20 protein-coding genes are annotated in these 26408 nt (G+C 71.5%); 8 read left to right on the forward strand and 12 right to left on the reverse strand.

From position 1 onward, the window contains the following. Nucleotides 1-121: 121 nt before the first annotated feature. On the reverse strand, nt 122-589 hold the full coding sequence (locus ACFY0D_RS35580) for an RDD family protein (protein WP_390802049.1): 468 nt from the start codon (nt 587-589) through the stop codon (nt 122-124). Nucleotides 590-774: 185 nt separating this feature from the next. On the opposite strand from ACFY0D_RS35580, the gene glnA reads away from it, so the two are divergent. Together glnA and ACFY0D_RS35590 are read left to right on the forward strand one after the other, a co-directional pair. Continuing rightward, complete coding sequence (gene glnA, locus ACFY0D_RS35585; protein ID WP_030010919.1) at nt 775-2184, forward strand: type I glutamate--ammonia ligase; 1410 nt, start codon at nt 775-777, stop codon at nt 2182-2184. A gap of 141 nt (nt 2185-2325) precedes the next feature. Then, nucleotides 2326-2937 (forward strand): hypothetical protein, encoded by a 612-nt coding sequence (locus tag ACFY0D_RS35590; RefSeq protein WP_390802050.1) that lies wholly within the window; start codon nt 2326-2328, stop codon nt 2935-2937. Between the two features lie 68 nt (nt 2938-3005). Here ACFY0D_RS35590 and ACFY0D_RS35595 read toward each other — a convergent pair whose 3' ends face one another. After that, nucleotides 3006-3668, reverse strand: coding sequence for a TetR/AcrR family transcriptional regulator (locus ACFY0D_RS35595; RefSeq protein ID WP_390802051.1), 663 nt, complete (start codon nt 3666-3668; stop codon nt 3006-3008). A gap of 86 nt (nt 3669-3754) precedes the next feature. On the opposite strand from ACFY0D_RS35595, the gene ACFY0D_RS35600 reads away from it, so the two are divergent. Further along, complete coding sequence (locus ACFY0D_RS35600) at nt 3755-4525, forward strand: SDR family NAD(P)-dependent oxidoreductase (protein WP_390802052.1); 771 nt, start codon at nt 3755-3757, stop codon at nt 4523-4525. Here the strand turns inward: ACFY0D_RS35600 and ACFY0D_RS35605 are convergent, their stop codons facing one another. From ACFY0D_RS35605 to ACFY0D_RS35630, 6 genes are all read right to left on the reverse strand, one after another. Beyond that, on the reverse strand, nt 4526-5044 hold the full coding sequence (locus tag ACFY0D_RS35605) for a DUF4240 domain-containing protein (protein ID WP_390802053.1): 519 nt from the start codon (nt 5042-5044) through the stop codon (nt 4526-4528). Between the two features lie 124 nt (nt 5045-5168). After that, nucleotides 5169-7853, reverse strand: a complete 2685-nt coding sequence (gene aceE, locus ACFY0D_RS35610) for a pyruvate dehydrogenase (acetyl-transferring), homodimeric type (RefSeq protein ID WP_390802054.1) — start codon at nt 7851-7853, stop codon at nt 5169-5171. Nucleotides 7854-8083: 230 nt separating this feature from the next. Then, complete coding sequence (locus ACFY0D_RS35615) at nt 8084-8707, reverse strand: GntR family transcriptional regulator (RefSeq protein ID WP_030010631.1); 624 nt, start codon at nt 8705-8707, stop codon at nt 8084-8086. A gap of 227 nt (nt 8708-8934) precedes the next feature. Then, nucleotides 8935-10728, reverse strand: coding sequence for a 2-oxoglutarate dehydrogenase, E2 component, dihydrolipoamide succinyltransferase (sucB, locus tag ACFY0D_RS35620; RefSeq protein WP_390802055.1), 1794 nt, complete (start codon nt 10726-10728; stop codon nt 8935-8937). 54 nt (nt 10729-10782) lie between these two features. Beyond that, a complete protein-coding gene (gene lpdA, locus ACFY0D_RS35625) occupies nt 10783-12171 on the reverse strand; it encodes a dihydrolipoyl dehydrogenase (RefSeq protein WP_030731050.1) in 1389 nt (462 codons plus the stop codon). A gap of 309 nt (nt 12172-12480) precedes the next feature. After that, nucleotides 12481-14019 carry a leucyl aminopeptidase gene (locus tag ACFY0D_RS35630; protein ID WP_390802056.1) on the reverse strand — a complete coding sequence of 513 codons (1539 nt, stop codon included), beginning with the start codon at nt 14017-14019 and terminating at the stop codon, nt 12481-12483. A gap of 345 nt (nt 14020-14364) precedes the next feature. Here ACFY0D_RS35630 and ACFY0D_RS35635 point away from each other — a divergent pair, with 345 nt between their 5' ends. The 5 genes from ACFY0D_RS35635 (at nt 14365) to ACFY0D_RS35655 (ending at nt 21075) form a co-directional block, all read left to right on the forward strand. Continuing rightward, the gene (locus ACFY0D_RS35635) at nt 14365-16392 is read left to right on the forward strand and encodes a hypothetical protein (protein WP_390802057.1); all 2028 of its coding nucleotides are present in this window, start codon (nt 14365-14367) and stop codon (nt 16390-16392) included. A gap of 93 nt (nt 16393-16485) precedes the next feature. After that, the gene (gene pelF, locus ACFY0D_RS35640) at nt 16486-18012 is read left to right on the forward strand and encodes a GT4 family glycosyltransferase PelF (protein WP_390802058.1); all 1527 of its coding nucleotides are present in this window, start codon (nt 16486-16488) and stop codon (nt 18010-18012) included. After that, nucleotides 18009-19577, forward strand: a complete 1569-nt coding sequence (locus ACFY0D_RS35645; RefSeq protein ID WP_390802059.1) for a hypothetical protein — start codon at nt 18009-18011, stop codon at nt 19575-19577. The genes pelF and ACFY0D_RS35645 overlap by 4 nt, the downstream gene beginning before the upstream one ends. Continuing rightward, nucleotides 19574-20269, forward strand: a complete 696-nt coding sequence (locus ACFY0D_RS35650; RefSeq protein WP_390802060.1) for a spherulation-specific family 4 protein — start codon at nt 19574-19576, stop codon at nt 20267-20269. Before ACFY0D_RS35645 ends, ACFY0D_RS35650 begins: the two co-directional genes overlap by 4 nt. After that, nucleotides 20266-21075, forward strand: coding sequence for an endo alpha-1,4 polygalactosaminidase (locus ACFY0D_RS35655; RefSeq protein WP_390802061.1), 810 nt, complete (start codon nt 20266-20268; stop codon nt 21073-21075). Before ACFY0D_RS35650 ends, ACFY0D_RS35655 begins: the two co-directional genes overlap by 4 nt. A 277-nt stretch (nt 21076-21352) precedes the next feature. Here the strand turns inward: ACFY0D_RS35655 and ACFY0D_RS35660 are convergent, their stop codons facing one another. From ACFY0D_RS35660 to cobT, 4 genes are all read right to left on the reverse strand, one after another. Then, a complete protein-coding gene (locus tag ACFY0D_RS35660) occupies nt 21353-22594 on the reverse strand; it encodes a sensor histidine kinase (RefSeq protein ID WP_390802062.1) in 1242 nt (413 codons plus the stop codon). 13 nt (nt 22595-22607) lie between these two features. Beyond that, complete coding sequence (locus ACFY0D_RS35665) at nt 22608-23252, reverse strand: hypothetical protein (RefSeq protein ID WP_390802063.1); 645 nt, start codon at nt 23250-23252, stop codon at nt 22608-22610. Between the two features lie 53 nt (nt 23253-23305). Continuing rightward, a complete protein-coding gene (locus tag ACFY0D_RS35670; RefSeq protein ID WP_390802064.1) occupies nt 23306-25171 on the reverse strand; it encodes a phosphatidylglycerol lysyltransferase domain-containing protein in 1866 nt (621 codons plus the stop codon). An 83-nt stretch (nt 25172-25254) separates the two neighbouring features. Beyond that, on the reverse strand, nt 25255-26319 hold the full coding sequence (gene cobT / locus ACFY0D_RS35675; RefSeq protein ID WP_390802065.1) for a nicotinate-nucleotide--dimethylbenzimidazole phosphoribosyltransferase: 1065 nt from the start codon (nt 26317-26319) through the stop codon (nt 25255-25257). Nucleotides 26320-26408: the final 89 nt, after the last annotated feature.

The following is a 26408-nucleotide window of genomic DNA, read 5'->3' on the forward strand; positions in this document are numbered from 1 at the left end:
GGGGGGGGGCTCGTCGGCGCCTCCCCGTTCCTTTTTTTTCCCCCCCCCCCGGGGGGGCCCCCCCCCCCCCCCCGGGGGGGGGCCCCACCCCTGTGTCGTACGCGTGGTCCGCGGTGCGGGCCTAGATGCGGACCTGGACGGCGCGGGCCAGCCGGTCGTGGAGGCCGCGGCCGTCGCGGTCCCAGATCAGCGCCGGGACGACCAGGGCCAGCAGCAGCGTGCGCAGGACCACCCGGACGATGCCGAGGCGGTCGCCGGACTCCGAAATCACCCGGAGGCCCAGGATCCGCTTGCCGGGGGTGAAGCCCACGGTGCCGACCGTCAGGATGGTGAGGGCCACGAAGAGCGCGAGGGTCCAGTTGCCCGCCGCGGCCAGGTTGCCGCCGGTGATCAGCCCGTAGGCAATCAGCTGGCAGGCGATCCAGTCGATCGCGACGGCGCCGAGCCGACGTCCGAAGCGGGCCACCGAGCCGGGCCCCTGCTGGGGCAGGCCGAGCCGCTGACCCGGATAGCCGAAGTCGACACCCATCTCCTCGGCGGCCGCGCGGGGGCCGGAGAGCCAGGATCCGATTGCCTGTCTGTTGTCCACCCGAACACGGTACCCGTGGCGCCGCACGGCCCTCCGGCCGGACCCTGGTTAACTTGTGCGAAACAAATGGGTCATGCTTGGGAAATCCCGTCTGCTTATGGTCGGGTCAGCGTGCGGCACCGCACTGACGCACCACGAGCTATAAAGCCCGTCCCTGCCCCGGGGCCGGGAGTAGGAGGAGTTGGATGTTCAAGAACGCCGACGAAGTGAAGCAGTACATCGAGGAGAACGACGTCAAGTTCGTCGACGTCCGCTTCTGCGACCTGCCTGGTGTGATGCAGCACTTCACCATCCCGGCGCGAGCGTTCGACCCGGCGGAGGAGCTCGCCTTCGACGGATCCTCGATCCGCGGCTTCCAGGCGATCCACGAGTCCGACATGGCGCTGCGTGCCGACATCACCACCGCGCGTCTGGACCCGTTCCGCAAGGACAAGACGCTCAACATCAACTTCTTCATCCACGACCCGATCACGGGTGAGGCCTACAGCCGCGACCCGCGCAACATCGCGAAGAAGGCCGAGGCGTACCTCGCCTCCACCGGCATCGCCGACACCGCGTACTTCGGCCCCGAGGCCGAGTTCTACGTGTTCGACAGCGTGCGCTTCGCGACCTCCGCGAACGAGGGCTTCTACCACATCGACTCCGAGGCCGGCGCCTGGAACACCGGTTCGGAGGAGAACAACCGTGGGTACAAGGTCCGCTACAAGGGTGGTTACTTCCCCGTAGCCCCGGTCGACCACTTCGCCGACCTGCGCGCCGAGATCTCCCTTGAGCTGGACGCCCAGGGCCTCCAGGTCGAGCGTCAGCACCACGAGGTCGGCACCGGTGGCCAGGCCGAGATCAACTACAAGTTCAACACGCTGCTCGCCGCGGCCGACGACCTGATGCTCTTCAAGTACATCGTGAAGAACGTCGCCTGGCGCAACGGCAAGACCGCGACCTTCATGCCGAAGCCGATCTTCGGTGACAACGGCTCGGGCATGCACGTGCACCAGTCGCTGTGGGCGAACGGCGACCCGCTGTTCTACGACGAGGCCGGCTACGCGGGCCTGTCGGACACCGCGCGCTACTACATCGGCGGCATCCTCAAGCACGCCCCGTCGCTGCTGGCGTTCACCAACCCGACGGTGAACTCCTACCACCGCCTGGTGCCGGGCTTCGAGGCGCCGGTCAACATGGTGTACTCGCAGCGCAACCGCTCCGCCGCCATGCGCATCCCGATCACGGGCTCGAACCCGAAGGCCAAGCGCGTCGAGTTCCGCGCCCCGGACCCGTCGTCCAACCCGTACCTCGCCTTCGCGGCGCTGCTGCTCGCGGGCCTCGACGGTGTCAAGAACAAGATCGAGCCGATGGAGCCGATCGACAAGGACCTCTACGAGCTCTCGCCCGACGAGCACGCGAGCGTCCCGCAGGTCCCGACCAGCCTTGAGGACGTCCTCAAGGCCCTGGAGGAGGACCACGAGTACCTCCTGGCCGGCGGTGTCTTCACCCCCGACCTGATCGAGACCTGGATCGACTACAAGCGCACGCACGAGATCGCCCCGATCGCGCTGCGTCCGCACCCGCACGAGTTCGAGCTCTACTTCGACATCTAAAAATGCCTGATGGGAGGCCCCTCGCCACGCTCCTCGGAGTGCGGCGGGGGGCCTTTCCGCTTTGACAGGGCCGCACGGGCGAGTGAGGGTGGAAATGACCTAAAAGCCTCATAAGCGAAACATGTGCGGAGGTGCATGATAATGCGCCGTAAGATCGTTGCGGCAGCCATGGCGGGCGCCGCGGGAATCGCGATAGGTCTGCTGCCCGTCGCCAGCGCCTCGGCTTCGGTCGTCACCGGGAGTGGTGGCGGTGGCGGGAACGGTGGCTACAACTGCTACCGGTACCCCTCGAACCGCTCCGACGCCCGGTGGGACGCCTGCTGCAACCACGACTGGCGCAACCGGCCCAGCTGGTGCTGGGACCAGGGCGGTGTCGGCGGATACAACGACAACTGGCGCGACAACCGCAACTGGCGCGACTCGAACTGGTCGAACTGGAACGACTCCGGCCGCGGTGGCAACGGTGACTGGGGCAACCACGACGACTGGGGCAACGGCCGTGGCGGCAACGGTGACTGGGGCAACGGCCGTGGTGGCGACGGCGGACGCGGTGGCGACGGCGGCGGCAACTGGGGTGACGGCGGCGGTCGCGGTGGCGACGGCGGCGGCAACTGGGGCGGCGGGGGCGGCGACGGCGGCGGCAACTGGGGCGGCGGTGGCGGCGACGGCGGTCGCGGAGGCGACGGCGGTGGAGGCAATTGGGGCGGCGGCGGAGGGGGCGGCGGTGGCGGTGGAGGCGGCTGGGGCGGCTGAACCCCACCTGAAGACGTAGAGCCGCGGGCCTGACCGGCCCGGCCCGACCCGATGCGATGCCCCTGTTCCTACCCCTGGCGGAGGAGCAGGGGCATCGCCCCTGTGAGGTCACGCAGGCAGCGGACCGCGAGTTCCGCCGGCGATCCCGGGCCCGAGACCGGGGCCCCCGTCGTCGACCACAGCTCCAGCGAGACACGGATCGCGTCCGTGGCCGCCGCCGCGAGCAGACGTACCTCCAGCGGGTCGGCCTCCGGGCCCGCCAGCCGGGAGATCACCGGGACCAGCTGCTCCTCGGAATCCTGGTTCACGCGGTACCAGACCGCGCGCAGGGCCTGGTCGTCCGCCGCCGCGCGCAGCAGGCCGCGGGTCACCTCCAGGCCCTCCTCGACCGCCTGCTGTCCGCTCAGGGACCGGGTGACCGCGCGTTCCAGCGCCTCGCCCAGCGGCGTGCCGGGGTCCTCCTCGGCGAGCACGGCGCGCCAGGCGTCACCGCCGCCGGCCAGCAGCGGGGCCACCGCCTCCTGCTTGTTGCGGAAGTAGCGGTAGAAGGTGCGCAGTGCCACCCCCGCCCGGTGGGCGATGTCCTCGGCGGTGGTGCCGTCGGGGCCGTGTTCGGCGAACAGTTCGCAGGCCGCGCGGGCGATGTCGAGCTGGGTGGCGGCCTTGCGGCGCTCGGTCAGCGACTGGGCTCCGGGGCCGGCCTGGGGAGAGTACGGGCGAGGGGATCTCACGGGTGAAGCGTACCCCTCGCCATCCCCGGCGATTACATTCTTTGTCATCATGGCAAAACGTGCCATCGCTTGGGTACGCTCGCGCCATGAACCGTTACGAAGGACGTCGCGTCCTCATCACCGGCGGTGGCTCCGGCATCGGCCAGGCCACCGTCCACCGCATCCTCGCCGAGGGCGGCCGGGTCCACGCCGTCGACGTCAACGAGGCCGGCCTGAAGGCCACCGCCGACCGGGCCGCCGCCGACCGTAACGCGGCCCGGCTCACCACCGCGCTCCTCGACATATCCGACGAGAGCGCCGTCAAGGAGGGCGTGGCCGCCGCGGTCGGCGTCCTCGGCGGGATCGACGTACTCGTCAACGCCGCCGGCATCCTGCGTTCCGGGCACACCCACGAGACCACCCTGGACCTCTGGAACCAGGTCATCGGGGTCAACCTGACCGGCACCTTCCTGATGATCCGCGCGTCCCTCCCGGCGCTGCTCGCGGGCGACCGGCCGGTCGTCGTGAACTTCAGCTCCACCTCGGCGTCCTTCGCCCACCCCTACATGTCCGCCTACGCGGCCAGCAAGGGCGGCATCCAGTCCATGACCCACGCGCTGGCCGCCGAGTACAGCAAGCAGGGCCTGCGCTTCGTCAGCGTCGCACCCGGCTCCATCGAGAGCGGCATGACCACCGGAAACGGCCCCGGCCTGCCGGAGGACACCGACTGGTCCCTCTTGGTCAAGCTGGCCCCGGCCCTCGGCCAGGGCTTCGCCGGCCCGCAGACCGTCGCCGGCGTCGTCGCCATGCTGGGCTCCGAGGACGGCGCGTTCATCACCGGTACGGAGATCCGCATCGACGGCGGCACGCACTACTGATCAGGCGCGGAACCGGTCCCACAGCCGGGGGAAGCGCTCCGCGAGCACGGCTTCGTTCTCGAAGTCCAGCGCGGCGCCCTCCGGCTCGGCCGCCTGCAGCGGGATGCCCAGATCCGGCGCCACCGCCCCGGTCAGCTGTTCGTACGCCTCGTCGGCCGCGTACCCCAGCTCCTCGCCGTCCCCGTCGATCTCCTCGTCGAACTCGCCCAGGAGTTCCGCCAGCTGGTCGGGATCGTGCACCCCGCCCTCGAACACCTCCCGCCCCTGGCCGATCAGCCAGCAGCGGAAGTAGTCGAAGGCGTCGTCGCTCGCCCCGTCGAGCAGCACCCAGGCCGCGCCCCACAGGTCCCAGGTGTACGCCCGGTTGTACCGGGACTCGAAGTGGCGGGCGAAGTCCAGGACGGAGTCCGGGTCGAGCAGTGCGAGCCGCTCCACGAGCAGCTCGGCGTGTTCCTCGGGGTCGCCGTCGGCGGCCTCGCGGGTACGGTCGACGATCTCCCAGAACTCCGTCTCGTCCATCACCGCTCCAGCATCACGGGTTCACCCCCCGGCCGCCACCGCTCATACGGCCAAAGGCCGGTGTCCGACCCCCTTGGCGGGGCCGGACACCGGCCTTCGGCATGCCGTGCGCGGACGCGGGACCTTACAGGCCGTAGCGCTCCCGGGCCTCCTTGACGGCGGACGCCGGCACCTCGCCGCGGCGGGCGAGCTGGGCCAGCGCGGCCACCACGATCGACTGGGCGTCGACACCGAAGTGGCGGCGGGCGCCCTCGCGGGTGTCGGACAGGCCGAAGCCGTCCGTACCGAGCGAGGTGTAGTCCTGCTCCACCCACTGGCTGATCTGGTCCGGGACCTGACGCATCCAGTCGGAGACGGCCAGGACGGGGCCGGCCGCACCCTCCAGCGCGCGGGTGACGTACGGGGTGCGCACCTCGCCGCGCAGCAGCGCCTCGTCGCACTCCAGCGCCTCGCGCCGCAGCTCGCCCCAGGAGGTGGCGGACCAGACGTCGGCGGCCACGTTCCACTCGGCGGCCAGCAGCTTCTGCGCCTCCAGGATCCAGTGGATCGCCGTACCCGAGGCCATCAGCTGGACCTTGGGGGCGTCGGCGGCCGGGGCCGCCTCCGCCAGGTCCGCCGCCGTGTTGAAGCGGTAGAGGCCCTTGAGGATGCCCTCCTCCACGCCCTCCGGCATGGCGGGCTGCACCTTCGGCTCGTTGTAGACCGTCAGGTAGTAGAAGACGTCTTCCGGCGTCTCGCCGTACATCCGGCGCAGACCGTCCTTGACGATCACCGCGATCTCGTACGCGAAGGCCGGGTCGTAGTTGAGCGACGCCGGGTTCGTGGACGCGATCAGGTGCGAGTGGCCGTCCGCGTGCTGGAGGCCCTCACCGGTCAGCGTGGTGCGGCCGGCGGTGGCGCCGACGATGAAGCCCTTGCCGAGCTGGTCGGCGAGCTGCCACATCTGGTCGGCGGTGCGCTGCCAGCCGAACATCGAGTAGAAGATGTAGAACGGGATCATCGGCTCGCCGTGCGTCGCGTACGACGTGCAGGCGGCGATGAAGTCGGCCATGGCGCCGGCCTCGGTGATCCCCTCGTTGAGGATCTGGCCGTCCTTGGCTTCCTTGTAGTACATGAGCTGGTCGCGGTCGACCGGCTCGTACGTCTGACCCAGCGGCGAGTAGATGCCGGCCGACGGGAAGAGGGACTCCATACCGAAGGTACGGGCCTCGTCGGGGACGATCGGCACCCAGCGCTTGCCGGTCTCCTTGTCCCGCATCAGGTCCTTGACGAGCCGGACGAAGGCCATGGTGGTGGCCATCTCCTGCTTGCCGGAGCCCTTGAGCAGCGGGGCGAAGGAGCGGTCCGCGGGGGCGGGCAGGGCCACGTGCTTGACCTTGCGGGCCGGGGCCGGACCGCCGAGCGCCGCGCGGCGCTCGTTCAGGTACTGCACCTCGGGGCTGTTCGCGCCCGGGTGGCCGTACGGGACCTGGCCGTCGGCGAAGGCGCTGTCGGGGATCGGGAGGCCAAGGAGGTCACGCATGTCCTTGAACTCGTCGATCGTCAGCTTCTTCATCTGGTGGTTCGCGTTCTTCGACTCGAACCCGGCGCCCAGCGTGTAGCCCTTGACGGTCTGCGCGAGGATGACCGTCGGCGCACCCTTGTGCTCCAGGGCGGCCTTGTACGCGGCGTAGACCTTGCGGGGCTCGTGGCCGCCGCGGGAGGAGTGGAAGCACTCGGCGATCTTCGCGTCGGAGAGCACCCCGGCCAGCTGCACGAGGTCGGCGTTGGCGCCGAAGAAGTGCTGGCGGATGTAGGCCACGTCGCGGGTCGCGTACGTCTGGAACTGCGCGTCCGGTACCTCGCGCAGGCGGCGTACGAGGGCGCCCGTGGTGTCGAGCTGGAACAGCTCGTCCCAGGCGGAGCCCCACAGCGACTTGATGACGTTCCAGCCGGCGCCGCGGAACTGGGCCTCCAGCTCCTGGACCACGCGGAAGTTGGCGCGGACCGGACCGTCGAGGCGCTGCAGGTTGCAGTTGATGACGAAGGTCAGGTTGTCGAGCTGCTCGCGGGAGGCGAGGGCCAGGGCGGCGGTCGACTCGGGCTCGTCCATCTCGCCGTCGCCCAGGAAGGCCCAGACGTGCGAGTTGGCGGTGTCCTTGATGCTCCGGTTCTGCAGGTAGCGGTTGAAACGCGCCTGGTAGATCGCGGAGAGCGGGCCGAGGCCCATGGACACCGTCGGGAACTCCCACAGCCACGGCAGGCGCCGCGGGTGCGGGTAGGACGGCAGGCCGTTGCCGCCGGACTCCTGGCGGAAGTTGTCGAGCTGCTGCTCGGAGACGCGTCCGTCGAGGAACGCGCGGGCGTAGATGCCGGGGGAGGCGTGGCCCTGGATGTAGAGCTGGTCGCCCGATCCGTCGGCCTCCTTCCCGCGGAAGAAGTGCTGGAAGCCGGTCTCGTAGAGCCACGCGGCGGAGGCGAAGGTGGCGATGTGGCCGCCGACGCCGTACTTGGAGCCGCGGGTCACCATGGCGGCCGCGTTCCAGCGGTTCCATGCGGTGATCCTGGCTTCCATCTCCTCGTCACCGGGGAACTCGGGCTCCGCGGCGGTGGGGATGGTGTTGACGTAGTCCGTCTCCAGCAGCTTGGGCAGGGCGAGGCCGGCGGCCTCGGCGTGCTGGAGCGTGCGGCGGAGCAGGTATTCGGCGCGGCGCGTACCGGCGGCCTGTGCGACGGCGTCGAGGGAGGCCGCCCATTCGGCGGTCTCCTCGGTGTCGCGATCCGGGAGCTGGTCGAGCTCGCTCGGAAGCTTTCCTACGGGGTCGGACATTGCTGTGCGCCGCCTTCCGGACAAAGGAGAGGTGGTGAAAAAATCCCTGACGGGCAGGACAGGGTCGGTGGACCTGGTTGAGGTCCGCGACGACTGTAAATCGCTGATCGATGATCGATCAAATGAAAGTGACAAAGAAACGTCCATCCGGCGAAAGTCGGCACCGCGTGCCAGAGAAAAAGGCACGCGGTGCCGGTCAAACGCGGACAAACAGGCGCTCCCGCAGTCGATCAAGCGCGCGGGGCGCACCCCAGGACATGCCGCTTCACGAGCAGCCCGATGTCCGGATCCTGACTGCGGAACGCCTCGACGAGGGCCTCGTGCTCCTCGGCGTACGACTTCTGGACGGTCCCCAGCCAGCGGATGGACAGGGCCGTGAAGACCTCGATGCCCAGGCTCTCCCAGGTGTGCAGCAGCACGCTGTTCCCGGCCGCCCGCACCATCTCCCGGTGGAACCCGACGGTGTGCCGCACCTGCGCGGTCCCGTCCTCGGTCCGGTCGGCCTCCCACAGCGCCGCCACGTGCGGCTCCAGCGCCGAGCAGTCGCTCGCCAGCCGCGGGGCGGCCAGCTCGGCCGCGATCTGCTCCAGACCGGCCCGGACCGGGTAGATCTCCTCCAGGTCGGCCGCGGAGAGGTTCCGTACGCGCACGCCCTTGTTCGGCGCCGACTCGATCAGCCGCAGCGTCTCCAGCTCGCGCAGGGCCTCCCGTACGGGGGTCTGGCTGACCTCCAGCTCCACGGCGATCCGGCGCTCGACGATCCGCTCGCCGGGCTTCCAGCGCCCGCTGACGATCCCCTCCACGATGTGCTCGCGGATCTGCTCGCGCAGCGAGTGCACGACGGGTGGGGTGATCATCGGGGCTTCATCTCCTGTAGGGGCATGCATCGCTTCGATGCGTAGACAATACGGCCGAGTAGCCCCCACCGGATGCGTTCCCGGTCGCGGACGCCGGGTGAGGCTGGTTACAACAGGCTCCGGACCAGGGCCCCGAGAGGGGTACGACGACGGCGCCCCCGTCCGGAGGTGTTCCGGGCGGGGGCGCCGTGCCGTGTGCGACGGCCGGGGCCGTGCGGTGACCCTTACAGGCCGAGCTCGACCTCGAACTCGCCGGCCTCAAGGATCGCCTTGACGGCCGAGAGGTACCGGGCCGCGTCCGCGCCGTCCACCAGGCGGTGGTCGTAGGACAGGGTCAGGTACGTCATGTCGCGGATGCCGATGTTGGTGCCCTCGGCGGTCTCGATGACCACCGGGCGCTTCACCGTGGCACCGATGCCCAGGATGGCGACCTGGTTCGGGGGCACGATGACCGTGTCGAACAGCGCACCGCGCGAGCCGGTGTTGCTGATGGTGAAGGTCGCGCCCGACAGCTCGTCCGGCGTGATCTTGTTGCCGCGGACCTTGGCGGCCAGATCGGCGGTCGCCTTGGAGATGCCCGCCAGGTTGAGGTCACCGGCACCCTTGATGACCGGGGTCATCAGGCCCTTCTCGGAGTCCACGGCGATGCCGATGTTCTCCGAGTCGAAGTAGGTGATGGTGCCCTCGTCCTCGTTGATCCGGGCGTTGACGACCGCGTGGGCCTTCAGCGCCTGGGCAGCGGCCTTGACGAAGAACGGCATCGGCGAGAGCTTGACGCCCTCACGGGCCAGGAACGCGCCCTTGGCCTTCTCGCGCAGCTTCATGATCTTGGTGATGTCCACCTCGACCACGGAGCTGAGCTGAGCCTGCGAGTGCAGGGCCTTCATCATGTTGTCGCCGATGACCTTGCGCATGCGGGTCATCTTGACGGTCTGACCGCGCAGCTCGGACACCGCGGCGGCCGGGGCCTTCGCAGCGGGAGCGGCGGCGGCCGGAGCCGGGGCGGCAGCGGCGGCCTTGGCGGCCTCGGCGGCGGCCAGGACGTCCTGCTTGCGGATACGGCCACCGACACCGGTGCCCGAGACCGTGGACAGGTTGACGCCGGACTCCGAGGCGAGCTTGCGTACCAGCGGGGTCACGTACGCGGCCTCGTCACCGGCGGACGCCGGAGCGGCGGCCGGGGCGACCGGAGCCGGGGCGACGGGAGCGGCCGGAGCGACCGGGGCCGGAGCGGCCACCGGGGCGGCGGCCTGGACCGGAGCCGGAGCGGCGACCGGAGCGGCCGGGGCGACCGGAGCCGGAGCGGCGGCCGGGGCAGCCGGGGCCACCGGGGCCGGAGCGGCCACGGGGGCCGGGGCGGCAGCCGGAGCCGGGGCGGCCGGAGCGGCACCGGCGACGCCGATGACGGCCAGACGGGCGCCGACCTCGGCGGTCTCGTCCTCGCCGACCAGGATCTCCAGCAGCGTGCCGGAGACCGGCGCCGGGATCTCGGTGTCGACCTTGTCCGTGGAGACCTCAAGCAGCGGCTCGTCGGCCTCGACGGACTCGCCGACCTGCTTCAGCCAGCGGGTGACGGTGCCCTCGGTGACGGACTCGCCCAGGGCGGGGAGCACGACATCGGTGCCGGACGCGGCATGGCCCCCGGCAGTCTCAGCCTCGGCGGCGGGCGCCTCGGCGACGGGAGCCGGAGCCGCGGGGGCCTCGGCGACCGGGGCCGGAGCGGCAGCGGGGGCCTCGGCGGCGGCCGGCTCGGCGGCCGGGGCCGCAGCAGGCGCGCCGGAGCCGTCGTCGATGACGGCCAGCTCGGCGCCGACCTCGACGGTCTCGTCCTCGGCGACCTTGATGGAGGCCAGGATGCCCGACACGGGGGAGGGGATCTCGGTGTCGACCTTGTCGGTCGAGACCTCGAGCAGCGGCTCGTCGGCCTCGACGCGCTCGCCCTCGGCCTTCAGCCAGCGGGTGACAGTGCCCTCGGTGACGCTCTCACCGAGCGCCGGAAGGGTTACGGAAACCGACATGGTTTCAGTTGCTCCTAACGAAAGTGCGGAAGTGGTCGTCGCGCCCGTGACGAATTAGTCGTGGGAGTGAAGCGGCTTGCCGGCGAGGGCCAGGTGGGCCTCGCCCATCGCTTCGTTCTGGGTCGGGTGCGCGTGGATGAGCTGCGCGACCTCGGCCGGCAGAGCTTCCCAGTTGTAGATCAGCTGGGCCTCGCCGACCTGCTCGCCCATCCGGTCACCGACCATGTGGACGCCGACCACGGCACCGTCCTTGACCTGGACGAGCTTGATCTCGCCCGCGGTCTTGAGGATCTTGCTCTTGCCGTTGCCCGCCAGGTTGTACTTCAGGGCCACGACCTTGTCCGCGCCGTAGATCTCCTTGGCCTTGGCCTCGGTGATGCCGACGGAAGCGACCTCGGGGTGGCAGTAGGTGACGCGCGGGACACCGTCGTAGTCGATCGGGACGGCCTTGAGGCCGGCCAGACGCTCCGCAACCAGGATGCCCTCGGCGAAGCCGACGTGCGCGAGCTGGAGGGTGGGGACGAGGTCACCGACGGCCGAGATGGTCGGCACGTTGGTCTGCATGTACTCGTCGACCAGGACGTAGCCGCGGTCCATCGCGACGCCCTGCTCCTCGTAGCCCAGACCCTGCGAGACGGGGCCGCGACCCACCGCGACCAGCAGCACCTCGGCCTCGAAGGTCTTGCCGTCGACCAGCGTCACGCGGACGCCGTTCTCCGTGTACTCGGCCTTGTCGAAGAAGGTGCCCAGGTTGAACTTGATGCCGCGCTTGCGGAACGCGCGCTCCAGCAGCTTCGAGCTGTTCTCGTCCTCGACCGGCACGAGGTGCTTGAGGCCCTCGATGACGGTGATGTCGGAGCCGAAGGACTTCCACGCCGAGGCGAACTCGACGCCGATGACGCCGCCGCCCAGGACGATCGCCGACTCGGGGACGCGGTCCAGGACCAGCGCGTGGTCCGAGGAGATGATGCGGTTGCCGTCGATGTTCAGGCCCGGCAGCGACTTCGGCACGGAGCCGGTCGCCAGCAGGATGTGGCGGCCCTGGATGCGCCGGCCGTTCACGTCGACGGAAGTCGGGGAGGAGAGGCGGCCCTCTCCCTCGATGTAGGTCACCTTGCGGGAGGCGACCAGGCCCTGCAGACCCTTGTACAGGCCCGAGATGACCTCGTCCTTGTACTTGTGGACACCCGCGATGTCGATTCCCTCGAAGGAGGTCTTGACACCGAACTGGGCGGCTTCACGAGCCTGGTCCGCGATCTCGCCCGCGTGCAGCAGAGCCTTCGTGGGGATGCAGCCGTTGTGCAGGCAGGTGCCGCCGAGCTTGTTCTTCTCGATCAGGGCAACGTCCAGACCCAGCTGGGATGCGCGCAGCGCCGCGGCGTAACCGCCACTGCCACCGCCGAGGATCACTAGGTCGAAAACGGTGCTGGCGTCGTTCGCCACGTCACGTCCTCCATGCATGTGCGCCGGGCACCGGTCCTCTGTGACCGGGCGGCGGCTGGTATACGGCCGCTTGTTTCTTCGGCCCTGTGGTGGGGGCCCTGTCCTGCCGAGAACCCATCTTCGCATTTGTCGGGGGAACGCGGGACGCCGGGCCCACGATGTGATCGGGCGATCCTCCCGGACCGGGGGTTACCACTGCGTAGGTACCTACCGAGATACCTGCCGATTCCTTCAGGTTTCGTCGTGAGACGGACGCACCCCGGGCCCTGACCCGGCCCGGGGTGCGTCACGTCACATCGAACGGAGTGGTCAGCCGAGGTCGCCCGTGGCCGTGCGCTCGGCGAGACGCACCAGGGTGCGGACGGCGGAGCCGGTGCCGCCCTTGGGGGTGTAGCCGTGCGGCGCGCCCTCGTGGAAGGCCGGGCCGGCGATGTCGAGGTGGGCCCAGGTGATGCCCTCGCCGACGAATTCCTGCAGGAAGAGGCCGGCCACCAGGCCGCCGCCCATGCGGACACCCATGTTCGCGATGTCGGCGGTGGGGGAGTCCATGGTCTTGCGCAGCTCCGCGGGGAGCGGCATCGGCCAGGAGGACTCGCCGACCTCCTCGGCGATCTCGTGGATCGACGTGCGGAAGGCGTCGTCGTTGGCCATGATCCCGAAGGTGCGGTCGCCGAGGGCGAGCACCATGGCGCCGGTCAGGGTGGCGACGTCGACGATCGCGTCCGGGTTGTCCTCGGAGGCCTTGGTCAGCGCGTCACCGAGGACCAGACGGCCCTCGGCGTCCGTGTTGAGGACCTCGACGGTCTTGCCGCTGTACATGCGCAGCACGTCACCGGGCTTGGTGGCGGAGCCGGACGGCATGTTCTCGGCGAGCGCGAGCCAGCCGGTGACGTTGACCCGCAGGCCCAGCTTCGCGGCCGCGACGACGGAGGCGAAGACGGCGGCGGCGCCGGCCATGTCGCACTTCATCGTCTCGTTGTGGCCGGCCGGCTTCAGGGAGATGCCGCCCGAGTCGTAGGTGATGCCCTTGCCGACGAAGGCCAGGGTCTTCTCCGCCTTGGGGTGCGTGTAGGTGAGCTTCACCAGGCGCGGCAGGTTCTCGGAGCCCTTGCCGACGCCCATGATGCCGCCGAAGCCGCCCTTGACCAGGGCCTTCTCGTCCAGCACCTGGACCTTGATGCCGTTCTCCTTCGCGGCCGCGGAGGCGACCGCGGCGAAGGCCTCGGGGGTCAGGTCGTTCGGCGGGGTGTTCACCAGGTCACGGGCGACGTTGACCTCGGCCGCCACGACCGCGGCGCGCTCGGCGGCGGCCTTGTGCTCCTTGTCGCGGGGCTTGGCGCCCAGCAGGGCCACCTCGGCCAGCGGGGCCTTCGGGGCCGCGCCCTTGGCCTCCTTGCGGGCCTTGTTCTCGCCGCCCTGGTAGGCGGTGAAGGCGTACGCGCCCAGCAGGGCGCCCTCGGCGACGGCGGTGACGGCCGAGGCGTCCTCCAGCGGGAGGGCGAAGGCGGCCTTCTTGGTGCCGTGCAGCGCGCGGGCGGCGGCGCCGGCGGCCCGGCGCAGCACCTCCTCGTCGAACGACTCGTCCTTCTCCGGGACGGAGCCGAGCCCCACCGCCAGCACGACCGGGACCTTGAGGCCCGCCGGGGCCGGCAGCTTGGTGATCTCGCCTTCGGCGCCCGAGGCGCCCAGCGCGTCGAGGACGCCGGCGAGCTTACCGTCGAACGCCTTGTCCACGGCCTCGGCGCCCGCGGCGACGATCGGTCCCTTGGGGCCCTTCGCCACGCCGACCACGAGGGCGTCGGCGCGGAGCGTCGCCGCGCCGGCAGTGCTGAGAGTCAGAGCAGTCACGGTGGTGAAGTCTCGCTTCCGTTTGTGTGTGTGGGCCGAGTGGGTGGACGGCCATCCGTAGCGATCGTATTCGGGCCCGACGGCCGCCAGAAATGAGCCTACGCGTACGCGCTCGTCCGTACGTCACTCGAAGGTTTGGCAAGTTGTTCGATCAAGAGGCCATCGGGTTCACCCATCTGTGGACTCTGCTCCAGGTTTGCCTCGTAGACCTGACGAGGTCCGAAAGACTCGGTCCACTCTCGCAAGGGGACGCGGGGTTCCTTTGCATGATTTCCACAGAGCCTCCCAGGCCCGGCTGTCCGCCAAGGGCCGGTCGAGGGACGCCTGCGGGGGGAAAGGCCGAATATGGTCAACAAGAATCGGATGAACAGGGTCGCCGCGATGATGGCGGCAGCCGCCCTGGTATCCGTGGCAGTACCCGCCGCGACCGCCCAGGCGGCCGTGACACCGCGCATCGACCTGAAGGTGCTGGTCGTCGACGACGGTGGCAGCTCGGTCGAGGCGATCACCGCGGAACTCCGCGACACGGGGGTGCCCTACACCCGCGTCCAGCTGGGCAGCAGCGGCCGCCCGGTCATCAACGCGGGCTTCCTCAGCGACACGGTGGACGGCCGTCCGCGCGCCAAGTACCAGGGTGTCGTCCTGCCGAACGAGAACCCGTTCGGCGAGGGCTCGGCCGAGATGGCCGCCCTCACCGCCTACGAGACGACCTACGGCATCCGCCAGGTCGACGCCTACACCTGGGCCCACCCGGGCGTCGGGCTGGAATACACCGACAACGGCGGCTACAGCGGCCAGCTCGACGGCACCCAGGCCGCCGTCACCACCGCCGGAAAGGCGGGACCCTTCGCCTACCTCGGCGGCCAGGTCACCTTCGAGGACAACTCGGCCCTGGTCCCCGAGAGCTTCGGCTTCATGGGCAAGCCGCGCCCCGGCTACACCAGCTACGTCGACGCGCCCGTCGGCTCCGGCCGGGCCTCGCTCGTCGGCGAGTACGCGCACGACGGCCGCAGCGAACTGGTCGTCACCTTCGGCTACAACCAGTACCAGCAGCAGTTCCGGCTGCTCGCCCGCGGCATCGTCGACTGGCTGACCCAGGGGGTGCACCTCGGCCAGAGCCGCAACTACTTCGCGGTCCACGTCGACGACGTCTTCGCCCCCGACGCCCGCTGGAACAAGGACCTGAACTGCACGCCGGGCGACTACGCCTGCGCGGGCGGCGAGGGCAAGGAGAGCACCATCCGGATGAGCGCCGCCGACGCCGTGTACGCGGCGCAGTGGCAGACGTCGAAGAACTTCAAGCTCGACATGCTCTTCAACGGGGGTGCCGGGGAGGAGTGGAAGGCCGAGAACGGCGGCGTCGACGCGCTGACCGCCCAGCTCGTCGCCGACCGCGCCAAGTACCGGTGGATGAACCACACCTACACCCACCCGTTCCTCGGCTGCGTCCAGAACACCGCCGTCACCCCGTGGACCTGCACGAAGAACGCCGCGGGCGCGATCCAGTACATGAGCCGCGCCGAGATCTCCGCCCAGATCCGAGACAACAACAACTGGGCCGCCGCCAAGGGCATCACCACCGACCGGACCGAACTGGTCACCGGTGAGCACTCCGGCCTCAAGACCGCACCGCAGCAGGCCGTGGACAACCCCAACCTGGCCGGCGCCCTCGCCGACAACGGGGTCAAGTGGGCGGGCAGCGACAACTCCCGCGAACCCGCGCAGCGAGCGGTCGGCGCGGCCCTCACCGTCCCCCGGCACCCGATGAACGTGTACTACAACACGGGCACCAACGCCGAGATGGCCGACGAGTACAACTGGATCTACACCAGCCGCGCCCACGGCGGAAGCGGCGTCTGCGAGGACAACCCGGCGACCTCCACCTGCCTGCCGGCCCCGCTGAACGTCAACACCGGCTACCTCGACACCATCGTCCCGGCCGAGGCCCGCACGGCCCTGCGCCACGTCCTGGCCAACGACCCGCGCCCGCACTACGTCCACCAGTCCAACCTCGCCGAGGACCGGACCCTCTACCCGGTGCTCAACCAGGTCCTCGACACCTACCGCGCCCTCTACGCCCCCAGCGCACCGATCGTCAACCAGAGCATGAAGGACACCGGCGTCGAGTTCCAGCGCCGCGCCGCCTGGGACAAGGCCCTCGCCGACGGCAAGGTCACCGCCTACCGCATCGGCAAGGACGTCACCATCAAGGCGCCCTCCGGGGTCGTCGCCCCGGTGACCGCCCCCACCGGCACCAAGAAGCAGCTGCTGCTCGGCACCGCCGACTTCGGCACCGCCTACGCCGGTACCCGTTCCGCCTGGGCCGGTCCGGAGCTGCTCCAGAGCGCCGTCACGCTCAAGCTGCCCAGCTGACCGTCCCGCAAGCCACCACGAGTACCACCTAGCGCCGGCGCTCCGCGAACCCACGGGCGCCGGCCCCTTTTCCGTCCTGGGGGGACACACCGCATGAGTCATGGGCGTCACGTCACCATGCTCACCGAAGGCACCTATCCGCACGTCCACGGGGGCGTCAGCACCTGGTGCGACCAACTGGTACGAGGTATGCCGGAGGTCGACTTCAACCTCATAGCCCTGACCGGCTCCGGACGAGAGCCGGTCACCTGGGAACTGCCCCGCAACGTCTACCGGCACACCGCCTTCCCGCTCTGGGGGCCGCTCCCGTCCCGCATCCGCCGGTCGGCCCTGCGCGGCAAGGCCCACCGCCGCTTCACCGAGGTCTACGAGAGCTTCCTGCTCTCCCTGCTCGACCCCGAGCCCGATCCCGCCCGGCACAGCTTCTCCGAGGCCCTGCGCGAACTGGCCGTCCTGGCCCGGGCCGGAAAACTCGCACCGGCCCTGCGCTCCGAATCGGTCCTGCGGCTTCTGATGACCGTATGGACCCGCCCCGGGCTCGTCACCGCCGAGGCCGGACCCACCATCCACGACGCGCTCACCGCCACCGACCTGCTGGAACACGCGCTGCGCCCGCTCGGTGTCCGGATCCCGCCCGACAGCGTCGCGCACGCCGTCAGCAGCGGCCTCGCCACCCTCCCGGCCCTCGCCGCCAAATACCTCGACGGGGTCCCCTTCCTGCTCACCGAGCACGGCATCTACCTGCGCGAGCGCTACCTCGGCTACCGCAGCGCCGCCCAGCGCTGGCCCGTCAAGGCCCTCATGCTCGGCTTCTACCGCGAGCTCAACACCGAGGGTTACCGGCAGGCCGACCTGATCACCCCGTGCAACCAGTACAACCGCCGCTGGGAGGAGCGCGGAGGCGCCGAGTCCGACCGCATCCGCACCGTCTACAACGGCGTCGACCCGCACGCCTTCCCCGAGGCCGGCCCCGAACCCGACGTGCCCACCCTCAGCTGGTGCGGCCGCATCGACCCGATCAAGGACCTCGAAACCCTCATCCGGGCCTACGCCTTCATGCGCGAGGAACTGCCCGCCCTGCGGCTGCGCCTCTTCGGCCCCGTCCCGGCCGGCTGCGAGGAGTACAAGCTCCGCCTGGAGAAGCTCGCCGCCGAACTCGGCGTGACCGACGGGATCACCTACGAGGGCCGCATCGAGCAGGTGGCCCAGGCCTACGCGGCCGGCAGCGTCGTCATGCTCTCCTCCATCAGCGAGGGCTTCCCCTTCAGCATCATCGAGGCCATGTCCTGCGGCCGCACCACCGTCTCCACCGACGTCGGCGGCGTCCGCGAGGCCGTCGGCGACACCGGCCTCGTCGTACCGCCGCGCGAGCCCGAGACCATGGCCCGCGCCACCCTCGCCCTGCTCCGCGACGACGAACGCCGGGCCGAACTCGGCCGGATGTCCCGCAAGCGGGTCGTGGAGAAGTTCACCCTCCACCAGTCCGTGGACGGCTTCCGGCACATCTACCGCGAACTCGCCGGCCAGCCCGTCCTGCCCGTCCACGCGGGCGACGAATGGACCCAGCGGCTCGCCGATCCCTGGTACCGCGAACTCGCAGCCGACGGGAGCCTGTGGTGAGCGGATCCCTCTGGCTCAAGCCGCCCGGCTCCGGCCCCGGCTCCGGCGCCGACACTCTCCCGGCCGTCCCCCGGCCGCGCCGCGACGGCCCCGGCGCCGACGTCACCGCCGCCGACGCCGCCACCGACCCGATGGACGAACTCGCCGAGCGCCTCGACGTGTTCATCGCCTCCGCCGTCCACCCCGACGAGATCGCCGCCATCCTCGAATCCGACGGCATGACGGACGAGTACATCCGGCTCACCTACGGCCGGCACGACTCCTTCGGACTCGCCGAGGAGCTCTACGCCCGGGTGCCCCGCTCCTTCCCGGAGCCGGGCGCCGCCCCCGACCCCTGGAAGGTCTCCCTCACCGCCTGCCTGCTGCGCGGGGTGATCTTCGCCCTGCCCGGCCTGGCCTACCTGCTCGGCGCGCCCCTGCTCGAAGGCCCCCAGGACCGCCTCGGCCTGCCCGCCGGGACCCTGACCCTGCTCGCCGGCGCGCTCATCGGCTGGGTCTGGGACCAGACCCTGTCCCACCGGGCCTACTCCTGGCTCGGCCTCGGCGACCGGGGCGCCGCCGGGCGGACCCTGCTCGTCGGAGCCCCCGTCGGCGCCCTGCTGGGCACCGCCGCCGCACTGGCGGTACCCGGCGGGCCCCCGTTCTCCTACGCCTTCGCCGCCGGACAGGCCCTCTACGTCGGGGCCGCCACCGTCCTGCTGGTCCTCGGCCGGGAACGGGTCCTGCTCGCCGCACTCGCCCCGATGGCCGTCGGAGCCCTGCTCGCGCTCTTCGTCGACCTGCCCGTGCCGGTCCGGGTGACCCTGCTCGTGGTGTCCCTGCTGGCCGCCTGCACCCTGGCCCTACGGGAACTCCCGCTGGCCGACGGGCTCCGGACCGCCGTGCACCGGATCCGCGCCTCGGCGGCCCGCCGCCCCGGCCAGGGCCCCGTGCGCTGGCAGATGCTGCGCGGCGCCGAGGAGGACTTCGCACCCCGCGGACCCCGGATCGGGGACTCGGTCCCCTACGGGGTCTTCGGCCTCGGCACCGGCCTGCTCGTGCTGTACGCCGCCCTCGGGGAGGTCCTCGCCGGAGGCCCCGCCGAGGCGGTCGCCGCCCCCTCGGCGGTGGCCCTCACCCTCAGCATGGGCCCGGCCGAATGGCTGCTCCACCGGTTCCGCAGCGGGACCCTCTCCGGACTCCAGGGGGCCCGCTCGCCCCGGGCCTTCCGCCGGCGGATGCTCGCCACCCTGACCCGCTGCCTCGCCGTCTACCTGACCGTCCTGCTGGCCCTGGGCCTGGCCGGCACCCTGCTCTGGCCCGGCGCCCCCATGCTCACCGGAGTCCGGATCGCGACCCTGCTGCTCCTCGGGGCCGTCATGTGGACCGGGCTGCTCCTGCAGTCCTTCGGGGCGGTCCGGCCCGCTGCCGTGGTCTGCTCCTCGGCCGCCGTCGCCCAGAGCCTGGCCCTGCTGACCGGGTTCGGCCAGCCCCGGGCGGTCCAGCTGGTGGTGGCGGGCGCAGCCGCCGCCGTACTGGCCACCCTGGTCTGCCTGCTCCTCGGCCGCGCGACCGCCCACCGATGACGCACCATCCGTCCGAGAAGAAGGACCCCATGCTGCTGGTGCCCCTCTACGAGCATCCCGCCGACCGGCCGGAAGCCTGGGAACGGCTCATCCGCTCCGCCGGCCGGCTGCACTCGGTGGTCCTCAACCCCGACAGCGGACCGGGCGCCGCCCGCGACGAACGGTTCGCCGTCGTCGCCGAACGGCTGCGCGAGGCCGGGGTACCCGTCCTCGGGTACGCCGACACCGACTACGGGCGGCGCCCGCACGCGGAGGTGGTCCAGGACCTGCTGCGCCACCGAGACTGGTACGCCACCGACGGGGCCTTCCTCGACCAGGCCTCCGCCGACCCCGAACTGCTCCCGCACTACGGGCGGCTCGCGGTCGCCGCCCGGGCCGCGGGCGCCCGTACCCTCGTCCTCAACCACGGGGTCCACCCGCACCCCGGCTACGCCGAACTCGCCGACCTGCTCGTCACCTTCGAGGGCCCCTGGGACGCCTACCGGGACGCGGCCGCCGTACCGCCCTGGACCGCCGACCATCCGGCCCAGCGGTTCTGCCACCTCGTGTACGCCGTCCCGCCGGGCGCGCTCGCCGCCCGGCTCGCCGAGGAACTCGCCGCCGAACGCGGGGCCGGGGTGCACTGCGCCGTCCCGGGCAGCGGCGCGCACCCCTGGGGGACCCTGCCGTACGCCCTGGAGGCGGCCGGATGAGGAGGCTCGCACTCCTGTTGGCCGTGCCCCTGCTGCTGCTGGCCGCGTGCACGACCCAGCCGGAACCGGAACGCGACGAGCTGTCGCCCGACCCGCCGCCGGGCCAGCGGTGGCAGCCGAAGCCGGGGGTCGGCTGGCAGTGGCAGCTCACCGGGAAGCTCGACACCTCGGTGAAGGCGGCCGTGTACGACGTCGACGGCTTCAACACCACCAAGGAGCAGGTGGCCACCCTGAAGAAGGACGGCCGCAAGACCATCTGCTACATCTCCACCGGCGCCTGGGAAGACTTCCGGCCGGACGCCGACGCCTTCCCGAAGACGCTGCTGGGCGAGGGCAACGGCTGGGAGGGCGAACGCTGGCTGGACATCCGGGGCCTGGCGGAACTGGAACCGCTGATGGGCGAGCGGTTCGACATGTGCAAGGTGAAGGGCTTCGACGCGGTGGAGCCGGACAACATGGACGGCTACGCCAACCGGTCCGGCTTCCCGCTGACCGCGGACGACCAGCTGAAGTACAACCGCCTGATCGCCCGGCTGGCGCACGACCGGGGCATGTCGGTGGGGCTGAAGAACGACCTGGACCAGATCCCGGAGCTGGTGGGCGACTTCGACTTCGCGGTCAACGAGCAGTGCGTGGAGTACGAGGAGTGCGACCGGTACGCGCCGTTCACCGACGCGGGCAAGGCGGTGTTCCACGTGGAGTACGAGGGCAAGCCGAAGCGCTGGTGTCGCCAGGCCCGTGCGGCGAAGCTGAGCTCGATGCAGAAACGGTACGACCTGGACGCGTGGCGCCAAGTCTGCCCCTAGCCTGGCCGGCAGTTTCAGGCTGGCCGGGGGGGGGGGGGGCCGGCGCCGCGGGGGGGGGGGGGGGGTGGGGGGGGCGGGGGCGGGCGCGGGGCCGCCCCCGCCCCCCGCCCCCGGGGGGGGGGGGCGGGGGGGGGGGGGGGGGGGGGCCCCCCCCCCCCCCGAAACCCGGCTCCGCGGGGCACCGGGCTCGGCCCGGACCCGCGCCTCAACCGCCGGCGAGGCTGGAACTGGCCCGGCCGAGGCTGGATGGTGCCGTCGGCGAGGCCGAAATGGGCTGCTACCCCAGGGGGAGGATGGCGTGGACTCGGTAGCCGCCGCCGTAGCGGGGGCCCGCGAAGCAGGAGCCGCCCAACGCGCCGGTGCGCTCGCGCATGCCGAGGAGGCCGTGGCCGCCGCCCGGGTCGGCCGGTTCCGGGGCCGCGTCGGCCGCCCCACCGCCGTCGTCGAGGACGGTCACCTCCACCGACGGCCCGACCCCGACCACGCTGACCTCGGCCTTCGCCCCCGGGCCCGCGTGCTTGCGGACGTTCGTCAGCGCCTCCTGGATCACCCGGTACGCCGCCAGGTCCACGGCCGCCGGCAGCGGCCCCGCCGTCCCGTCCAGCTGGACGATGACCTCCACCGGCAGCCCGGCGTGCCGGAAGGTGTCCACCAGCTCGTCCAGGACGCCGAGCCCCGGCGCGGGCTCCGTCGGCGCCTCCGGGTCGCCGGACTGCCGCAGCAGCCCGACCGTGGCCCGCAGTTCGTTCAGCGCCGACCGGCTGGCGTCCCGTACGTGCGCGAGCGCCTCCTTGGCCTGGTCGGGGCGCTTGTCCATGACGTGTGCGGCCACTCCCGCCTGCACGTTGACCAGGGCGATGTGATGGGCGACCACGTCGTGCAGGTCCCGGGCGATCCGCAGCCGCTCCTCGGCGACCCGCCGCCTGGCCTCCTCGTCCCGGGTCCGCTCGGCGCGCTCGGCCCGTTCCCGGATGGCGTCGACGAAGGCCCGCCGGCTGCGTACGGCGTCCCCGGCGGCCGCGGCCATCCCGGTCCAGGCGAAGATCCCGATGTTCTCCTGGGCGTACCAGGGCAGCGGCCCGGCGAGCATGGCCACGCCCGTCAGCCCCGCCATGGTGAGCAGCCCGATCCGCCAGGTCGTCGGCCGGTCGGTGTGGGCGGCGACCGTGTACAGGGCGATCACCGTGCACATGGCGACGGGCGCCCGCGGTTCCCCGGTGGTCAGCTCCAGCAGGGACAGCCCGCAGGTCACGGCGAGCACGGCGCGCGGCTGACGGCGCCGGAAGACCAGGGCGGCCGCGCCGAGCAGCATCAGCAGCAGCGAGAACGGCTCCGGGGTGCGCGTCCCGAAGGTGGGCCCGTGCGGCCCGTGCGGATCGGCGAAGGAGCCGACGACCATGGCGACGAACGCCCCGAACGCCAGCACGGCATCGGTGGCGAGCGGATGGGCCCGCATCCACTGCCGGGTGGGGGCGAACCGCGCGAGGTCTGTCGTCACCCGGATACGGTACGGCCTCATCCACCGGCGCCTCCTACGGCGGAGGGTGCTGCCCCAGCGGGACGCGGGAGCGCACCGGACCCCAGCGCGCCCGCATCACGCACACCGCCATGACGGCGGTGATGGCCGCCAGGTGCTCCTTGCCCGCCAAATTGTCCTTGACGAGCACCTCGCCGATCATCACCAGGATCACCAGGGCGCCGGTCAGGTACGCCCGATAGCGCCAGCAGACGTAGATGGCGAGCCCCACCACCGCCGCCGAGGGCCCGGTGTCGTTGACGATCCGGTCGGACACCGGCAGACCGAGGGGATGGTCCGGCCCGAGCGCGAGCCCGATCCGCGCGTACGTGGTCCCGGCGAGGGTGGCGACGTAGCCGATCAGCAGGGTGCGCCACCAGCCGATGCAGATCTCGGCGATGCCGAAGACGAGCAGGATCTGCGCGAGCGCCCCCCACACCGGCAGGTCCAGGGCGGGGACGAACAGGGACAGCGGGGTGCGCATGAGGGCCAGCCCGAGCGGATCGGCGGCCTTGACCGATCCGAGGTCCTGGACCGGCTGGAACCCCCAGGAGGTGTTCTGCACGATCTGGAAGACCGAGGTCAGACAGACCGCGCCGAGGGTCATCGGGATCGCCCGCCACCGGTCGCGGACGAGCGCGTCCCGGACGGTCCAGAACATGGGTCCCCACTCACGGCGGGCGAACCGCCGGAGTGAGGAGGTGTTCCACGCTGTCAACGGCGGGTCTCCAGGTGTCTGCGGTGCAGCCACTTCGGAAGGCCGGGGGCCTCCAGGAAGCCCTCGGCCCGGCCGGCCGCGACACCGATCCGCAGCAGGTCCGAACTCTTCTCGAAGAGCATGAACCGCGGTTCCCAGATCGGCCGGTATTTGGCGTTGGCCCGGTAGAGGGACTCGATCTGCCACCAGCGGGAGAAGAAGCTGAGCAGCGAGCGCCACATCCGCAGCACCGGACCGGCGCCGAGCCTGGACCCGCGCTCGAAGACGGACCGGAACATCGCGAAGTTGAGGGAGACCTGGGTGACCCCGATCTCCTTGGAACGTTCGAGGAGTTCGATGACCATGAACTCCATCAGGCCGTTCTCGGAGTCCCGGTCACGGCGCATCAGGTCCAGCGACAGACCCTTGGGCCCCCACGGCACGAAGGACAGCACGGCCCGCAGCTCGCCGTTGCCGTCGGTGCACTCCAGCATCACGCACTGGCCGTCGGCGGGATCACCCAGCCGGCCCAGCGCCATGGAGAAGCCGCGCTCGGTGGCGCCGTCGCGCCAGTCGTCGGCGCGGCGCACCAGCTCGGCCATCTCCTCGGCCGGGATGTCGTCGTGGCGGCGGATGCGGACCGCGTACCCGGCCCGCTTGACGCGGTTGAAGGCCTGCCGGACGGTCCGCATGGCGCGGCCCTCCAGGGTGAAGTCGGCGGTCTCGACGATCGCCTCGTCACCGAGTTCGAGGGCGTCCAGGCCGTGCCGCGCGTAGATCTGCCCGGCCTCCTCGCTCGCCCCCATCACGGCCGGCACCCAGCCGTGCTCGCGGGCCTCGGCCAGCCACGGATCGATGGCGCCGGGCCAGGCTTCGGGGTCGCCGATCGGGTCGCCGGAGGCGAGGGAGACCCCGCCGACGACGCGGTAGGTGACGGCGGCCTTGCCGGTGGGGGACCAGATGACGGACTTCTCGCGGCGCAGTGCGAAGTAGCCGAGCGAGTCGCGGTCGCCCTGCCGGGCCAGCAGCGCCCGCAGCCGCTCCTCGTCCTGCTCGCTGATCGGGTCGACGGCGCGGCGCGAGCGGAAGGCGGCGAACAGCACGGCGAGCAGCAGCAGCATCGACATGACGTTGATGCACACGTCCACCCAGCCGGGCGTGATGATCGCCTCGGAGGCCCGCTCACCGGGCGTCAGGGTGATCAGCCGCATCACGCCGTACCACCAGCGCTCCGGGAAGGAGGCCTCGGCGCCGATCGGGGAGACGTTGGTGGCGCCGACGAGCAGGGCCGCGACCAGCGAGGTGAGCAGCAGGCCGACGGCGGCGACGGCGCTGGCGAGCGTCGGGTTGGAGCGGTCGCCCTTGGCGTAGAACTCGCGGCGGCCCAGCAGCAGGGCCGCCGTGAAGGCGGCGGTCAGGACCAGGGAGACCCAGTTCTGCGCGTGCTCGCGGATCTCCTCGTGCGTGGAGAGCGCGTTGGCGAGCAGCAGGGCCAGGAGGCCGCTGAGGACGAGGTTGAGGATCCAGGAGGCCCGCTTGCGGCGGCCGAGGGTGACGGCGAGCAGCAGCGTGAACAGCCCGGAGGCGAACCCCGCGGTGAGCATGTACGGGGTGTAGAAGTCCTCGATGTTGTGGCGCCTCAGGTCCTGCCCGAGCGAAACCCACACCGCGCTGAGGAAGTTGATGAAGGTGACGGCGCGCAGATACCACACCGCGAACGCGGCGCCGTGCCGTGAACGGGCGCTCCCCCGGCCGGTTTCCCGGCCGCTCCCCGCCGCCCTGCCGGCGGGGTCGCCGCCGGTCTCTTTCCTGCCGGCTGACGGACCGGTCGCCGGTGCGGCGGTGCGGTCGGTCTCTGCGCTGGTCAAACGGACCTCTCCCATAAAAAGCGATCATATGGGGCACAGCTGTCCGTGATTGCGCGGTCGGGGGCCACGGCCTGGTCAGGACCGGGGGCCCCGGCGGCTCATTCCGTCGGCTCCTCCACCGCCCGCTCCGGGAGTTCCGCCGCGAGTGCGGCGGCCGCCTGGACGAGGGGGAGAGCCAGCAATGCCCCGGTACCTTCACCTACTGTGACGCCGTGGTCGAGCACGGGGTTGAGCGCCATTCGGTCAAGTGCCTTCGCCTGGCCCGGCTCGCCGCTGGCCTGTCCGGCCAGCCACCAGTCCGGAGCCCGGAACGCGGCCCGCTGGGCCACCAGCCCGCACGCGGCCGAAACGACACCGTCAAGGATGACGGGCGTACGGCGCACCGCGCACTGGAGGAGGAAACCGGTGATGGCGGCCACGTCCGCACCGCCGACCGCGGCCAGCAGCGCCACCTGGTCGCCCAGGACCGGGCGCGCCCGGCGCAGCGCGTCGCGGATCGCCGCGCACTTGCGCATCCAGGCCAGGTCGTCGATGGGCAGGCCGCCGCGGCCGGTGACCACCGACGCGTCCGTTCCGCACAGGGCGGCGACGAGGGTCGCGGCGACGGTGGTCCCGCCCACGCTCAGGTCACCGAGGACGACCAGATCCGTTCCGGAGTCGGCCTCCTCGTCGGCGATCCGCATCCCGAGCCGCACCGCGGCCTCGGCCTCCTCGGCCGTCAGCGCGTCCTCCACGTCGATCCGGCCGCTGCCCCGCCGGATCCGGTGCCGGACCACGTCCGCGGGGAGCAGCTCGGGGTCGCAGTCGAGCCCGGCGTCGACGATCCGTATGGTGGCGCCGAACCGGCCGGCCAGGACGGCCACGGGGCTGGCCCCTTCGAGGACGGCCCGCACCAGTTCGTGGCCGGTGGACGCGGCCCGGGCGGAGACGCCCTCGGCGGCGATCCCGTGGTCGGCGGCGAACAGCACCACGCGCGGGCGCTCGATCGGTTTGACCGGAACCCGACCCTGCGCGGCGGCGAGCCACTCGGCGAGTTCGTCGAGCCGGCCCAGCGCGCCGGGCGGGACGGCGAGGCGCTCACGGCGTTCCTCGGCGTCACGCCGGACGCCCCCGTCGGGGCGCTCGATCAGATCGGAGAAGTCGTCGAGATTCAGCGTGCTCATCTGCCAGAGAGTACAGCCGGTAAGGCCCTCCCTCAGGCCTTCGGCGACGGGCCGTCGGACACCTCGTCGCCGGGCCGCGCCGACGCCTT

This window comes from Streptomyces sp. NPDC001502, from assembly GCF_042894785.1.
GTDB lineage: Bacteria > Actinomycetota > Actinomycetes > Streptomycetales > Streptomycetaceae > Streptomyces > Streptomyces kutzneri.